Source organism: Bacteroides sp. AM16-24 (genome assembly GCF_003471885.1).
Taxonomy (GTDB): domain Bacteria; phylum Bacteroidota; class Bacteroidia; order Bacteroidales; family Bacteroidaceae; genus Bacteroides.
On sequence record NZ_QRKI01000003.1, the window covers coordinates 310,265 to 327,464 of the forward strand.

The 17,200-nt window shown below is 46.0% G+C and carries 8 protein-coding genes; all 8 read left to right on the top strand.

The window, feature by feature from the left end; all coding sequences use genetic code 11:
- Nucleotides 1–4 precede the first annotated feature (4 nt).
- The 8 genes from DW182_RS05640 (at nt 5) to DW182_RS05680 (ending at nt 17,189) form a co-directional block, all read left to right on the top strand.
- The gene (locus DW182_RS05640) at nt 5–2,800 is read left to right on the top strand and encodes a hypothetical protein (protein WP_118294991.1); all 2,796 of its coding nucleotides are present in this window, start codon (nt 5–7) and stop codon (nt 2,798–2,800) included.
- A 77-nt stretch (nt 2,801–2,877) separates the two neighbouring features.
- Entirely contained in the window at nt 2,878–4,227 is a 1,350-nt protein-coding gene (locus DW182_RS05645) for a DUF4038 domain-containing protein (RefSeq protein WP_158580787.1), read from the top strand.
- A 13-nt stretch (nt 4,228–4,240) separates the two neighbouring features.
- A complete protein-coding gene (locus DW182_RS05650; RefSeq protein ID WP_118294932.1) occupies nt 4,241–5,872 on the top strand; it encodes an alpha-L-fucosidase in 1,632 nt (543 codons plus the stop codon).
- 10 nt (nt 5,873–5,882) lie between these two features.
- Nucleotides 5,883–8,162, top strand: a complete 2,280-nt coding sequence (locus DW182_RS05655) for an alpha-L-arabinofuranosidase C-terminal domain-containing protein (protein ID WP_118294933.1) — start codon at nt 5,883–5,885, stop codon at nt 8,160–8,162.
- A gap of 34 nt (nt 8,163–8,196) precedes the next feature.
- Nucleotides 8,197–10,437 (top strand): glycoside hydrolase family 3 C-terminal domain-containing protein, encoded by a 2,241-nt coding sequence (locus tag DW182_RS05660; RefSeq protein ID WP_199678552.1) that lies wholly within the window; start codon nt 8,197–8,199, stop codon nt 10,435–10,437.
- 17 nt (nt 10,438–10,454) lie between these two features.
- Nucleotides 10,455–13,685: a beta-galactosidase gene (locus DW182_RS05665; RefSeq protein WP_199678553.1), complete on the top strand. Its 3,231-nt coding sequence runs from the start codon at nt 10,455–10,457 to the stop codon at nt 13,683–13,685.
- A 13-nt stretch (nt 13,686–13,698) separates the two neighbouring features.
- On the top strand, nt 13,699–15,411 hold the full coding sequence (locus tag DW182_RS05675) for a glycoside hydrolase 43 family protein (protein WP_118294934.1): 1,713 nt from the start codon (nt 13,699–13,701) through the stop codon (nt 15,409–15,411).
- A gap of 143 nt (nt 15,412–15,554) precedes the next feature.
- Nucleotides 15,555–17,189: a glycoside hydrolase gene (locus DW182_RS05680; protein WP_118294935.1), complete on the top strand. Its 1,635-nt coding sequence runs from the start codon at nt 15,555–15,557 to the stop codon at nt 17,187–17,189.
- Nucleotides 17,190–17,200: the final 11 nt, after the last annotated feature.

Here is a 17,200-nt window from a genome sequence, read left to right on the forward strand (position 1 = left end):
AGGAATGAGAAAACGATTATTTATTATAACTATTGGTATTATTACCAATTCGGCAATCGCTTTTGCCCAACAAATAACAGAAAGTGATTTTCATACGAATACTCATCCGCGGGTGTTTGTTACTGTAGCTGACAGGCCTTCTATTTTAGAAAAAATAAAAAACGTAGGTTGGACACAAGATATTTATGATGCTCTAAAAGCTGAAGTAGATCCTATTGTTGCTATCCACCGGAAAAATCCAAGTTTTGTCATTTCGCGTATGCAAATGCATTGGGAGCCAGGGAAGCGCTATACTCATTTCTATACAGAAGGAAATTTTATTCCTCGTAGGACGGGAAATGCTAAATATCCTACTGTCAGAGTAACTTATGGACGTGCAGCCAGCAATTCTGTTCCTTTGGCACCTCTGGATAAAATTATTCCTTATGGGGATGGTTCATTAACGAAACCTTCGGCAGAGCAGACCGGAATTGTAAAATTGACGGATGCAAATGTAAATGTGCTTTCGCAATTAGGACAAACAGTGTGCTATGATACCGTGCCTTTCACAAAAACAGGATTAGGTACAGAAACAACAAATCGTGGTTTTATCCATTTGGCTTGGAAGTCTTCCATTCTTTATTATTTAACGGGTGAAAAGGATTATGCCAAATTGTCGGCTGATATTTTGTGGAACTTTGTGCGCGGAGCTTCTCAGCAGGAGCAGGTAAATCCGGATTGGGAAACGAAGAATGGCGGTAATTGTTCCAACGGATATTTGTCTTTCGAGACTTTAGGAGATACGCGGCACTTTGCTACTTTGCCTTTGGCTTATGATATGATTTACAATTATCTGCACGATGAATATTTTGATTCGAAGCAGTTTAAACAAGGTATTCCGGGAGAGATGTGGGCTCCTGCTCACACCGAAGGTAAAGCGTGGGCATTGGAACGTTTTGAAATCATGTTTAAACGGTTGATTGAAAATAAACTGAAGCGCGGCGGAGGATTGCAAGGCAATTGGAATATGAATGAGCATCAGTCTGCCATGTTATATGCCTTGGCTTTGGATGATGATAAGTGCTATGCTGATGGAAAAGGACGTGGCTATTATGTAAATCAATTGATTTATGGACCCACAACTAAAACTCATGGTGCATATTTGGATGTGCTGCGTGCTAATATTGATCCAGCCACAGGGTTATGGCCTGAAGCACCTGGAGGGTATGGGCAAGGCTCCATAGGACAATTGGTCCGTTTTGGATTTATTTATTATAAAAATGGGCTTGACTTTTTGTCTAAAGACCCGTTGCTGAATAAAGCTTCCGGTTCGATGAAGCAAATGTTGTTTCCTAATGGGTATGTCACGAATTATGGCGATGCTTCTTATGCAACGATGAATACTGAGCAGTTGGAACTTATGATGGCATATTCACATGATAAAAAAGACACTGAACAGGAAAGAAAGTTTGCAGAATTAATGAAATATGCTCCTCAAAGGAATTTGGATAATGAATTTTATTATTCTTTATTTTTCTATTTGCCTGAAATTCCCCAAACAAGTAGTGAACCTCAATTAGCCCGTACTTCCTACTCATCGGTATATTCTTTGATTTTTGGTCGTAACAACGCTCCGGATTATAAGGATGCTCTGGCCTTTACCTTGATGGGCTTTGGAAAAGATACAGGCCATCGTCAGCCGAACGGCATGAATATGGAACTTTATGGACGGGGGCATATTCTGGCACCAGATCAAGGTGTCGGGCAAGATTATTGGGGAGCTGATACACATGAATATAAAATAAATGTGGCGGGACATAATACTGTTAGTCCGAATGGTAAAGGAGCGGATAATGAAATGCCACAAAATCTGGAGATTGTTCATGCTGAACCTGCGGTAATCGATGGAGGGGAACCCGAAAACGAAATATCTCCGAATCACCAGTATGTTGATGCTGTTAATCATTTTTATACCAAGGAGATAAGAGCGGAACAACGCCGTATGCTATCTATCATTCGTACTTCTCCTCAGACCGGGTATTTTGTGGATATATTCCGCTCTGTAGTAATAGATGGAGATAACAAATATCATGATTATATATATCATAATATGGGAGTGGGGGCAGAGATGTTTTCGTCTTCAGGAGAGCCATTACAGTTGACAAATCTTCCACTTGATTCTTTATCCGGAAAAGGATATCGTTATTTCAATACTTTAGGCTCATTAGCTACAGACAAGGCTTTTTTTATGGATTTTCATTTAGGTATAGATGATACGCACATGCGTATGTTTATGCCTGAAGGAGAAGAACGCATGGTTTACCAGTTGAATTCTTTGTTTAATCACCGTTATTATGAATCTTCGCTGAGAAAGTTGCCTGTACCGGCTTTATTAGTGAGGCGGCAGGGAGAGGCTTGGAATAAGCCTTTTGTAGCGGTCTATGAACCATACGGAAATGGGGCAGAAGCCAATATAAAGTCGGTATATGTAGGAGAGACTGTGGCTCAGGAAGGTGTTGTAAAGTTGACGGTTGAACATAAGAAAAGCGGACGGATTGATTATATAATTCATTCTATTGTGCCTGAAAAAGAAGCTGATTATATGGGAATTCGCTTTAAAGGAACATATTGTGTTGCTTCTTTTGACGGTGATTTATTGCTCTCTGTTTATGTTGGTAATGGAAAGTCTCTTTCTATGAATGGATTAACAGTCAATTCTGTTTCGGGAGAGGCTTTTAATGCTCTTTTTGAGTTGAAAAATGGGGCTTTATCTTATAATTCAGACAAAGAAGTGATATATTCTTTGTCTAAAAATAAATAGGATTTACAAAAAAAACTTTTATGTTCTCAAATTTTGTAAAGAACGTGAATTACCATAATAGATTAACTCGAAAAGTAATGAAACACTTATATTGTCCTTTGTTGGTTTTATGCATCTCATTGATTTCTTTTTCTGCGGTTAACGCTCAGATAAAATTTGAAGTATCTCCTAACGGCAGGTACTTACAAACTGTAGATGGGATTCCCTTTTTTATAAATGCTTGCACGGCTTGGACTCTTCCGGCTGATTATACTTGCGATGAAGTGGAGGCTTATTTGGATAATAGGCTAAAGGAGGGCTTTAATACGATTCAAATGAGCGCTGTCTTTTCGGAAATAGATAAGACAATGTATCGAAAAGCGTTCCATAATAATGACATTTCTCAACCTGTTGATTCTTATTGGAAACAAGTCGATTGGTGTGTAAAAGAAGCAACGGATAGAGGATTGATTGTTATCCTAAATCCGATATGGAAGCGTTCGGTGAATGAATTCATTCAGCAACAAGGAGAAAATAAGTGCCGGGTTTATGGAAGATGGTTTGCAGAAAGGTATAAAGATAATCCTCGTGTATTTTATTTTATAGGAGGGGATCAGATACCCGAACCGGTTCGTGGAGAGATGAATGCAATGGGGGAAGGTATTCAGGAAGTATATGGTGGCAGGGCGATTGTGGCTTATCATAGTTGTGGCAGCCAATCCAGTAAGGAGGCTTTTCCGGATGCTTCATGGTTAACTCTTAATTGGACATACGCTTATACTCCGGCCTATAAGTTTGAGGGTATTCCACGTTATCCATATCAGATGAACTATGAAAATATAAAGCGATATAAAAATATTCCGGTACAATTTGGTGAGGGGTATTATGACTTTGGAACTGCAAAGAAATATCCGGCGAATGGCATAACAGGGCGTTGGGGAAACAGATATGTTATCCGACGGCAAACCTGGTGGAATGTGACATCGGGAGCTGTTGGTGTGGCCTATGGAGCTGAAGGTATTTGGCACAAGAATAGAGACGGAGAAACTTGGTTGAAGTGTTTGGAGTATGAGAGTAGCAAGGATATGGGGCGTCTTAAAAGACTGTTTGATAGTTTGAGCTGGTGGAAACTGTATCCGGATATGAATCATGAGGTTTTAGTCTCTGGCTATGGAGAGTACTTGACTGATAATTATGCGACTGCTGCTGTGGCCGATGATATGTCTTTTACTCTGATTTACATTCCTGTACCTCATGTCTTACACATAAGAGTTCCTGAAAAGCTTAAAAAATGGGTTACTGTAATGAAATGGTTTGATCCCACTAATGGGGAGAAATCAGATGTAAAAGACTATGTATTGAAAGATGATAATTTGATCGTGACGTCTCCATCTGTCAATAGTTCAGGTGCAGGGGATTGGGTACTCATATTGGGCTTTTCGGAATAATTTTTTATATATCATGAAAACTATCAAATCAACATTATGCCTATGGGCTGTATTGGGATGTGTGGCCTGTTCGCCCTCCCACGAAACGATGCAAAAAGGGTTGTACGAACCGACTTGGGAATCATTGTCGCAGTATGGAGAAGCCCCCGAATGGTTCCAGGATGCCAAGTTCGGCATCTGGGCGCATTGGGGACCGCAATGCCAGCCTGAGCAGGGCGACTGGTATGCCCGCAATATGTACAATGAGGGCAGCCGCCAGTACAAATGGCACGTGGAACATTATGGACATCCGTCGGAAAGCGGGTTCAAGGAAATCATCCACTCATGGAAAGGCGACAAGTGGAATCCGGACAGCCTGCTGGCACTTTACAAAAAGGCGGGTGCCAAGTATTTCTTCGCCATGGGCAACCATCACGACAATTTCGACCTTTGGGACAGCAAGTACCAGTCGTGGAACAGCGTAAATATGGGGCCCCGGAAAGACATCCTTGCCGGATGGGAAAAGGCGGCACGTGCCAACGGACTGCGTTTCGGCGTGAGCATCCATGCCGCCCATGCTTGGACGTGGATGGAAACGGCGCAAAGGAGCGACAAGCAGGGCGAGAAAGCCGGTGTCCCATACGACGGAAGACTGACCAAGGAGGATGGAAAAGGAACTTGGTGGGAAGGCTACGACCCGCAAGAACTGTATGCCCAGAACCACCCGTTGAGCGAGGGTAGCGAAGACATTCACCGCATCCACAGTCAGTGGGCGTGGGAGAATGGGGCGGCACTTCCCTCGGTAGAGTATTGCCGCAGCTTCTTCGACCGCACGGTGGATATGATAAACAAATATCGTCCGGACATGGTATATTATGACGATACGTCTGCACCGCTCTGGCCCGCGAGCGACTACGGCCTGCAAACCGTGGCTCATCTTTACAACAAAAGCTTGAAAGAACACGATGGGAAGAACGAGGCCGTGGTCTTTGCCAAAATCCTGACGGAACAGCAAAAGGAATGCTTAGTGTGGGATGTGGAGAAAGGCGTGCCCGACCGGATGCAGGAGAAACCGTGGCAGACGTGTACCTGTCTGGGCAACTGGCACTACGACCGTCATAAGTACGAAACCAATGGTTACAAATCGGCTGCGATGGTGGTCGGGATGCTGGTCGATATTATCAGCAAGAACGGAAACCTGCTGCTGAGCGTGCCCATGCGCGGCGACGGCAGCATCGACGAGAAAGAGAAAGCCATACTGGAAGGCATCGCCTCGTGGATGGAGGTGAATAGCGAGGGAGTTTACGGTACACGTCCTTGGCATGTCTTCGGTGAAGGACCGGTGGCCGAAGACCAGAACCCACTGAAAGGGCAAGGCTTCAATGAGGGAAAGCACCGGGCATATACGGCTGAGGATATCCGCTTTGTGGCCAAAGAAGACGTAATCTATGCGCACGTAATGGCTTGGCCGGAAAACCGGGAGGTTCTTGTGAAGTCGCTTTCTGCCGGAAACCATTGGGATGACGGAATAGTCAGCCGTGTGGAATTGCTGGGGCACGGTTCTCCGCTCGAATACAGCCAACAGGGCGACGGCCTGGTGGTACACCTGCCCGAAGAGAAACCCAATCCGATTTCACTGACACTCAAAATATCCACTACAAGATAATGATAAGCTTATGAAAATGAAGTCACTGTTTTTAGGATGCCTGGCAAGTTTGCTATTCCAGACGGTTCATGCCCAAATCGGCTTGGAGGTCTATATGAAGGAACGCGGTGCAAAGATAGACTCGCTGCACTACGGCATCTTTTTCGAGGACATCAACCATGCCGCAGACGGCGGGTTGTATGCGGAGCTGGTGCGTAACCGTTCTTTCGAGGATTGCGACAGCGTGCCGCTCTACTGGAGCCTGAATCCGATAGGCGCATCAGCCGAAATGAAGCTGGAGGGCGAAGGTTTGCTGAATCAGGTTCAGCGCAAAGCCCTGAAAGTGGAAATCGCTTCCGTGGGCAAGTCGGGAAAAGTGGAGTTGGTCAACGAGGGATATTGGGGAATCAACGCCGTTAAGGGACGGAAATATACCCTCTCTCTTTGGGCGAAAGCCGTTGGGTACAAGGGGACGATAACGGCTTCCCTGCAAGACAAAGCCGGAACGGCCACGTATGCCACTGCCAAGGTAGCCGGGAAATTGAAACGCGGATGGCAGAAATATACGGTGGAATTCCTCTCGGATGCCGATGATGCGCAGGCAAGGTTAGTGCTTTCTATGGATACTTCGGGCACCGTCTGGATGGATATGGTATCCCTGTTCCCCCCTACCTTCAAAGGTCGGGAGAACGGTTGTCGCCCCGAACTGGCGCAGTTGCTGGCAGACATGAAGCCGCGTTTCATGCGCTTTCCCGGAGGTTGTTTCGTGGAGGGGGAAGTGATTGACGGGAAGCTGGAGCAATTCAAGTGGAAAAAATCAATCGGGCCTATCGAAGAAAGGTCTTCGCACATCAACGTGTGGAAATATCCGGTAAGCAATGGGTTGGGGTATCATGAATATTTGCAGTTGGCGGAAGATTTGGGAGCCACTCCCATGTATGTCACGAATGTGGGGATATGGCATGGAGGCTTTGCACCGCACGACAGCATAGAGTGGTACATACAGGATGCGCTGGATGCCATTGAATATGCCAATGGGGGTGCCACCACAAAATACGGTGCCATGCGTGTTGCCAACGGGCATCCCGAACCTTTCGGCCTGTATCTGATAGAGATAGGAAACGAGAATTACCAACGTAACGTGAAGCAGCAGAGTGACCATTACCCCGAACGCTACATACAGTTCTACCGTGCCATCAAGGAACGCTATCCGGAAATGGTTATTATCGGCAATGTGGACGCTTTCGATTTCAACCCGAAATGGCGCAACAATCATCCGGTGGACTATGTGGACGAACATTATTACCGGAATCCCCGCTGGTTCATCGACCGCTACCGCAAGTACGACAGTTACGATCGTTGCGGTCCGAAAGTCTATGTGGGCGAATATGCGGTCACCAAGGAGTGCGGCACGAACGGCAACCTCAATGCCGCGCTGGGCGAAGCGGTCTTCATGATGGGGATGGAGCGCAACGGTGACATCGTGAAGATGAACAGTTATGCCCCTATCTTCAAGAATGAGAACGAAGCCCGCTGGAATCCGGATATGATACATTTCAATTCGGGCGAGGTGTTCGTGACCCCGTCCTATCATGTGCAGCAACTCTTCGCTACCCATGTGGGTGACTATCAAGTGAAGTGCGTGGAGCAGAACAACTGCTATCCGGTGGAGAATGTTCCGGTGAAGCATACCGTGGATTCCGTGCTTCGGGTGGCGGATAATCCGCAACGTTACACATCAGTAAAGCGTTTCCGCTATTCGAAGAACGAGGAGGGGGTAAAGCTCTATTTCCACCACAAGGGAAGCGATGATTACGGAGTATGGCACTTGGGAGCCGACCACAACAAGCGGTATAATTTGGAGCTGCACCGGAAGGGGGAGGTCAGCACGCTGGCTTACAAGTACAACGGAGTGCTGGAGGAAGGCAAGTGGTACGATGCCCGCATAGAGGTGAAGGGCGATTCGGTGTCGTGCTTCCTGAATAATGAATTGACACACCAGGTGAGCCTTTATCCCGAACAGTGGATTTACACCTCGGCCACGCTCACGGCAGACGGGGCAACCGGCTACTTGAAATTGGCGAACCCGACAGATAAAAGTGTCAGCATCGACATTGATTTCAAAGATGCCGAAGTAAAGCAGGTGGAACTGATCCGTATGTGGTCCGGAAAGGGAACCGATGAGAACTCCATGGAGCAGAAGGACTTGGTGAGACCGCAGCATGTGGTGACACTTCCTGTATCGCGTGGCAAGCTGAAATTGACACTTCCCGCCTTCTCGCTGGATATCATTACAATAAATGGATTCTGATTTGGAAAAGGAGCAAACTTTTAATACACCGACCATGAAAAGAAAAATGACCATAGCAGGGCTTGCCCTGCTTCTGTTGGGAAACACAGCGTTTGGCCAGCAATACAAGAATCCCGCTTTGTCCGCCGAAGAACGGGCTGCCGACCTTTGCAGCCGGCTGACGTTGGAAGAGAAGGCGGCTCTGATGCAAAATGGCTCACCGGCCATTCCCAGGTTGGCCATCCCCCAGTTTGAATGGTGGAGCGAAGCATTGCACGGGGTGGGACTGAATGGAAAAGCGACTGTGTTTCCCGCCACTATCGGTATGGCCGCCTCTTTCAATGACAGTTTGTTGTATCAGGTTTATTGCGCGGCCAGTGATGAGGCGCGTGCCAAGAACAACGAAGCTCGCCGGAGCGGCGAAATCAAACGCTTTCAGGGTTTGTCGTTTTGGACTCCGAATATCAATATTTTCCGTGACCCTCGTTGGGGGCGCGGACAGGAAACCTACGGTGAAGACCCTTATCTCACTACCCGCATGGGGCTGGCCGTTGTCAGAGGATTGCAGGGATATACCTTTGACGGTGTGCGCAAGGATAGTTGCTTGAAACTGCTGGCCTGTGCCAAGCACTTTGCGGTGCATAGCGGGCCGGAGTGGAATCGTCATAGTTTCAATCTGGAGAATGTCTCTTCACGCGATTTGTGGGAGACCTATCTTCCGGCTTTCAAGTCGCTGGTACAAGAGGGCGATGTACGCGAAGTGATGTGTGCCTATCAGCGTATCGACGGTGAGCCTTGTTGTGGCAATACACGCTATCTGCAACAGATTTTGCGTGATGAATGGGGATTCAAGGGACTGGTGGTGAGCGATTGCAGTGCCATTTCCGATTTCCATGCGAAAGGACGTCATGGAGTGTCTGACAGCGAACATCAATCGGCAGCGATGGCTGTCAGGGCAGGAACGGATGTGGAGTGCGGCAGAAATTACCGCTCACTGCCCGAGGCGGTGGTGGCAGGTGAGATTACCGAAGAAGAGATTGACCGGAGCGTACGCCGTCTGCTGAAAGCCCGTTTTGAGGTAGGCGACTTTGACGATGCGTCCGCAGTTCCTTTCAAGAACATCCAGATGAGTGTTGTCAATCGCAAGGAACATAAGGAACTGGCCCTTCAGATGGCTCGTGAGTCCATCGTGTTGCTACAAAACAAGAAAGACATATTGCCCCTGCGGACGGATTTGGATGTGGCGGTCATGGGACCCAATGCCGTTGATTCCATGATGCTATGGGGAAACTATTATGGCCGTCCGTTTCATACGGTCACGGTGCTTGACGGCATCCGACATTTCGTGCCGAACGCACGCTATATCCCTGGTTGCACCTATACGGATCAGGCTGTTGGCCAACAGACAGGCATTCCATACGATGGTACACAGCAGAAAGAGGTGAAGACAGCGGAGGATGCCCGGACAACCGGAATGGATGTGGCTTCGATTGTCGGGCGGGCCGGTGATGCGGACGTGGTGATTTTTGTGGGCGGCATCTCATCGAAGTTGGAAGGGGAAGAGATGAAAGTAAAGCTTCCGGGCTTCCGTGGTGGAGACCGTACGGACATTGAACTGCCCGAAGCACAGCGGCGCGTGATAGCGGCTTTGCATGAGGCGGGCAAGAAGGTGGTTTTCGTCAATTGTTCGGGCAGTGCCATGGCGATGGTTCCCGAAACGGAACATGCGGATGCCATTGTACAGGCCTGGTATGCCGGTGAGCAGGGAGGATTGGCTATTGCCGAGACGTTGTTCGGCAGTAACAATCCCAGCGGGAAACTTCCGCTTACCTTTTATAAGAACCTCTCCCAACTTCCCGATTATGAGGACTACGACATGAGCAACCGTACGTATCGTTATTTCCGTGGAGAGCCTCTCTATCCTTTTGGCTATGGTTTGAGTTATACGACATTCCAGTATAAGAAAGGGAAAGCCGTATGTCAGAAAGACGGTTCCGTCCGTCTCTCTTTCCAGTTGAGGAATACAGGCAAGAGAGCCGGTACCGAAATTGCGCAAGTATATATCCGCCGTACAGAGGATGTCAATGGCCCTATCAAGACGCTTCGCGACTTCCAGCGCGTTACGTTGCGACCGGGCGAAACACAGACTGTCTCTTTTGTCATTCAACCCGACCAGTTCGAGACTTTTGATGAAGCGACCCATACCATGCGTGTCATGTCGGGAAAATATACCCTTATGTATGGCGGAAGCTCGGCTGAGTATTCGCTTAAGAAAATAAATATTGATTTGAAATAAAACAGCATAAATCGACTATGATGAAAAAATATATAGTGGCTTTATTGGGAATCGTTCCTTTGTTCCTATCTGCCCAAAATATTACGGACTTGGCTGTCATGAATGACAAGTCGGCTGATGCCTCTGCCTATCAGGATGACAACTTTTCTACGGTGGACGATTCGGTATTTCCGCATCCCGAACGTATCCGTTTTGACAACCGCTGCATCCAGATTGAAGGAAAGGATGTTTTTGTGTATAGCGGTGCATTCCATTATTACCGGGTGCCGCAACCGTTGTGGGCAAGCCGGTTCAGTAAACTCAAGGAAGCTGGGTTCAACTGCGTGGAGACCTACATCCCGTGGAACTGGCACGAACAGCGTATGCCTAAGTCGGTGAATGATGAATCTTGCCTCGATATGCGGCAGTTGGAAGATTTCCTTGAAATGGCGGAAGACTTCGGGTTTTACGTCATAGCCCGTCCCGGTCCCTACATTTGCTCTGAATGGAGCGGCGGGGGCTTTCCGCAATGGCTGATGCGAAAGAAGCCTGCCAAGACCAAGTTTGAGGCTTGGCTGCAAAGCAACGACCCGGAATTTATGCGCTGGAACGAGCATTGGTACAAGGCGGTGTGCCGCGTGGTGGTTCCGCATCAGATTACCCGCAAAGAGAAAGGTGCGTCGGGTGTCATTCTCTTTCAGGTGGAGAATGAGTTCAACCGCATCAAGTGGTTCCCTTCGGCAGACAAGAAAGACTATCTGGTCAAGCTGACGGAACTTACACGTAAATATGGCATCGATGTCCCCATCATCACTTGTTGGACTTCCGAGGCACGTAACGTGATGGAAGGCCCGCTGAACGGGGTAGTGGATATGGTGAACAGTTATCCCCGGTGGGAGATAGAGAAGAACTTCGGGCGGCTGATTAACCAGCAACTGAAAACCCAGCCGGGCAAGCCGCTTATCTCCGGTGAACTGCAAGGCGGGTGGTATAGCGATGTAGGCGGAAAGCTGAGCTGGGAACAGGACGGAGTGGACCCGGTGCAGACACAGAACATTACGCTTTATGCCCTTCAAAGGGGCTTTTGCGGCATCAGTTACTACATGACGGTGGGCGGCACCAACTTCGACGATTGGGCTTCGCGGCAGACGACAACCACTTACGATTTTGCCTCTGCCATTGCAGAAAATGGTTCGACCAACGAGCGTTATCGCCGTTTTCGTGGATTGTCGTATCTGCTGAAAGAACATGGCACCAGGATTGCCCGTGCCGACGTAACTTCAGTGGATTACACTACTACTGATCCGGATGTAAAATTGGTACTTCGGCAGGCCTCGAATGGAGATCGGTATTATTTTCTGAGAACGGAGGAACATACCCGCCATCATTTTGGCACTATACAAACTTCTGATCTTGCATTTGATTTTGCACTGGAACCGTTTGGCTCCATGATTTATTACCTGCCTGTAGGTGCAACTCAAGGCGATTGGTTACCTGAACTTCCCGGGACGGAATCACGTCCGGCAGTCAAAGCGGATACTATCAGGTTGGAGTGTAGCAAACGGATTGTTGATCCGCTTCCCGTTCATTGGAAGAAATTGAGAAAAGGAGAATATTTGGATAATGACGGTATCTACGGACGACATTTTGCGTACTACCGTACGTATGCTCCACAGGGAAAACTACTTGAAGTGGGCCGTATTGGTCATAAACTGATAAATGGTACGGATGCGGATGAAGTACTGGTGTCTGTTCAGGGAAAACTGCTACCTGTATTGAAAGAGGATGCATATAGCGCATCTTATCAATTGCCGGGTGATTCTGCTGTAAATGAAAAGGTAGAAGTAATCATGCTTTTTGAAAGTAAGGGGCTGCACCACCACACAAAGAAAATCGTGGAAGATTATTGGAACATGGGGATAGGCTATGTGAAATGTGGTGGCAAAGAGCTTGCTTTGGAATATGCGTATACAGAAGAAGAACGTGGAGTGAGTCTGTCCAAAGGAAATAATTTGCAGGGAAATGCAGTGGAGGGAAGCACTGATTTATATGAACCGCTTCTGTTATGGTATTCCTCTACGTTTATCTTGCCCGAACAGCCGCACGGAATATGGTATCCTTATCATCTTCGTTTGAAACATTCGGGAAATGGATTTATCTATGTAAACGGACATTGCATCGGCCGCTGTTGGGAAAAAGGCCCCCAGTATGAATACTATATTCCGGAATGTTGGCTGAATATTGGCGGTGAAAATCACCTGGCTGTCAGTCTGCGTCCTACGGCTAGTGGAGCGGATATACAAAAAGCGGAGATCGTACCCGTTACCCGGGTGGCGGAAAATAGGACAGCTGAGAGTCTGACTCACAATCTGCCTTATTCTGTTCCCGAAGAAAAACGGGTAAGAGTGATTGTCAGTACGGATGCGGCAAATGAAGTGGATGATGCTTATGCGATAGTACATGCTTTACTGACCCCCCAGTTTATAGTGAAAGGTATTGTTGCAGCGCATTTTAAAGACAGAGTGCCGCAATCAATGGAAAAGAGTTATGATGAAGTGGTGCGTATTGTAGAAAAATGTGACCTTTCGGACAAAGTGGCATTATTAAGAGGAGCTCCTAAGCCATTGGATGATTTAAAGACTCCAGTTATATCGGAAGGTGCTGAACTGATTATTCGTGAAGCTTTATCAGAAGATCCCCGACCATTATATGTGATATGCGGCGGACCGTTGACAGATGTCGCTTCTGCTTATTTAAAGAATCCTGAGATAGCATCGCGGATTACGGTTGTGTGGAGTGGCGGTGGCGCTTATCCTGATAATGCGAATGAATATAATTTGCGGAGCGACGTAAATTCTGTGAATGTGGTTTTTGGCTCATCAATAAATGTATGGCAAGTACCGTCTAATGTGTATAGTATGGTGAGGGTTGGTACAGCCGAAATAGCTTTAAAAGTTAGGCCGTGCGGACGTATTGGGGATTATTTGTATAAGACTTTATTGAAATTCAATGAAGATAGAAAAGATGTGAAAGGCTGGCCTCGTGGAGAGGATTGGACTTTGGGAGATTCTCCTGCTATCAGTTTGATACTGAACTCTAATCAGCATACGGATTATTATGATATGGTACCCGCTCCAAGGATTTCATCTGACTTAAAGTATGAAAAGGTGGATGGCAATCGTGAAATCAGGGTTTATAAGCATGTCAACGGACGTATTGTATTGGACGATTTCTTTGCCAAATTGCAATTGGCGTACGGTGGGAAATAAATAAAAAAGTGTTATGATGAGATTTAAATTATTCTTTTTGATGATTGGTGTTTTATGGGAAACCATAAGTGCCCAGCAGACAGGATTATGGGGTGACCAGGGAGATGGCACTTTCCGCAATCCTGTGATTGCGGCTGATTACAGTGATCCTGATCCGCTCAGGGTAGGCGATGATTATTATTTGGTAGCTTCTACATTTGAGAGCTATCCGGGTGTTACGGTTCTGCATTCCAAGGATTTGGTGAACTGGACAACAATAGGTGCAGCACTGACTGATTTAGTGTCGGTTGATTCTGCATACAGTGTAAAACGGATGGAGCGTTATAACGGTGGAGCTTATGCTCCAACTATCACTTATCATCGCAATAAATTTTATATTTATGTAAATCTATATACAGATGGTTTCTATGTGGCTACGGCTGATAATCCTGCGGGTCCTTGGAAAAGTCAGTTCGTAAAGGACAAATACGGTCGTCCTTTGCGGGTAACCCGGTGGTCTGACCCTTGCCCCTTTTGGGATGACGATGGAAAGGCTTATTTGGTGAGTAGCCACCCGGGAAGAGAGTATTGGTATAGTTATATTTTTCAGATGTCTGAGGATGGTACAACTTTGCTGGATGCAGATTCTACACATCTTGACCAGAAAAATATTTTGTATCAATATCCGGATGGTGGTACTGTGATTTCACCTTATCATTCCAGCGAAGGAAACCGGATTTTTAAGCGTAACGGTTATTACTATTTGCAACATATCGAATTTACGAATAAAGGAATGGGCGAGGGGACTTATATCTTCCGTTCCCGCAATTTGTTCGGAACGTTGCCGGATGGCACTCCCGGTGCTCCGGGGCATCCGGGAGAATATGAAATATTCACTGTAGAAAAAGTGAAAAGCAGAGATAATCTGCGTTTGCCCGGACAAGGTGGTTATGTAACTACTCCAGACGGGCGTTGGTTTTGGATGGGACAATTTACGCGGGATAGTGCCGAAGGACGTCCTCCTTGTCTGCTGCCCGTTACGTGGATTGACGATTGGCCTGTTATAGGAGTTGATATTCAGAATATGGAAGGGAAAATGGCTTATCAGTTACCTAAACCGGTTATGGGCTTTCCATTATCCGTGCCGCAATCGGGTGATGAGTTTTCTGAGCAAGAGCTGGATCCGAAATGGATGTGGAATCATGAACCGCGTAAAGACAAATGGTCTCTAAAAGAACGGAAAGGCTATTTGAGGTTACACGCCTTTCCTTCGGTTGATAAAAAAGGCTTTCTCAAAGCAGGAAATACGATAAACCAGCGATATATGCGTAGCGATACTACGGTGGTCACTACAAAAATAGAAATAGAAGGTATGGTAAGTGGACAAGAAGCGGGGTTGGCACATTTTAATGGTGGGAAGTCGTATGCTTCCGCTGCCGTTTGTTTGAATCAGGGAATAAAGAGGCTGAAGTATGAAATGAATGGTGAGATCATAGAGGGTGATTCTCTACCTGCTAATCAAAAGGTTGTCTATTTTCGCACTTGTGTTGGCTTTGATAATATGGCTTGTTTCCAATATAGTACAGATGGCACAGAGTTTAAAAAGTTTGGTGGAATATATCAGTTGAAACCTGCAAATTTTAGAGGGAACATGATAGGTGTTTACACCTATAATGATGAAAAAGAAGCCGGGTATATTGATGTTGATTGGTTTCATTATCAAATCATAAATAACCACTCGCGGTAATATGGATATTCAATATTCTCTAACTTTTGAATAAATCTGAAATAGAGAAGAGGTTGAGTAGAATGGGAAGTTGATCCGTACTTCATTATAAACATAGGAGTCTATGATGATGATATAATTGATATTTATAAAACAGATAAAATATGAAGAGACAATTTGTGATTTTGTTGACTATATTTGCGCTTTTGGGAGGGAATCTTATGGCGCAAAGTATTGATGTGACGAGTAAAGGTGAGCCTTTTATTCATTATTGGAGTGTGGGTGTAGGTGCCGGTCGTGCTAATGAAGGGCTTCGTGCCGGATGGCTGGAACACTTGAATTTGGTGAAAGAGCAGTGTGGTTTTCAATATGTGCGTATGCATGGAATCTTCCATGATGATATGTTCATCTATTTTCAGAAAGCGAATGGAGAGGTGGTGTATAACTGGCAGTACGTGGATGAACTGTATGACCGGATGCTGGATATGGGGGTAAAGCCTTTTGTGGAACTGGCTTTTTTCCCGAAGGATATGGCTTTGAAGGATAGTAAAACTCAGTTCTGGTGGAAAGCAAATGTATCTGTCGACCGTCATAATTTTGGCAAGTGGCATGATTTAGTGAAAGCCTTTACGCAGCATGTGGTAGACCGGTATGGGTTGGAAGAAGTAAGAACCTGGTACTTCGAAGTATGGAATGAACCGAACCTGACAGGAAACGGTGCTTTCTTTCATGGCACAAGAAGTGATTACTTCAGACTCTATAAAGAAGCAGCCCTGGCTGTGAAATCTGTAGATAAACAATTAAAGATTGGCGGTCCCGCTACCAGTAACTATGTGGCAGACAAACGCCATGAAGGAGAAGTAATGGATCATAAGAAATCGGTGTTCTACTCGCAGGAAGTAATCAATACGAAACAATGGAAAGGAGTATGGATTGAAGATTTCCTTAGATATTGTGAAAAAGAAGGATTACCCGTAGATTTTGTTTCTACACATCCGTATCCGACCGACTATGCTTTAGACCCGGAAACGAACCGTAGTAAAGATGCAATCCGGTATATTCATTCATTGAAGGATGATATAAACTGGTTACGGGAACAATTGGCAGAGAGCAAATACCCGAATGCGGAAATACATTTGACGGAATGGAGCACCAGTCCGAATAGTCGTGACCGTATGCATGATATATTGCCTCCTGCCGCATTTATCATCAAGTCGAACCTGGATTGCCTGGGATTGGCGAATTCATTGATGTATTGGACATTCACGGACGTGTTTGAAGAAAAAGGCGGTGGTGAAAGTATCTTTCACGGTGGTTTCGGTATGATTAATTTTCAGGGATTGGTGAAACCTTCTTTTCATGCTTATCGTATGCTTCACCAGTTAGGGGATGAAGAACTTTATTATAATGACCCGGTATTTGTGAGCCGTTCATCGAAAAGTGGTAAAGTGACGGCTATTGCTTTCAATTATCCTGAAGAGTATGAAGAAGCCGTTCCTTCAGCCAGGAATTTTAATAATTATATGAATGCTTCTTCCAAGAAAGTGGATTTAGTGCTGAAAGGCTTGGAGCCGGGAACTACTTTTACAATAGAAACATTGGATAAAGAGCATGGAAATATATATGATGATTATGTAGCCATCGGTGCTCCGCATTCACCTACACGTGAAGAAACAGCTTATTTGAAACAGAAAGCCTGGGGAACACATAAAGAGATGATCCGGGTGGCAGCCGACGGAACATTGACTTTCAGCAGAGACTTGTTGCCGTGGAGTTGTGTATTGATTAAAGAATTATAGTTTGAAACATA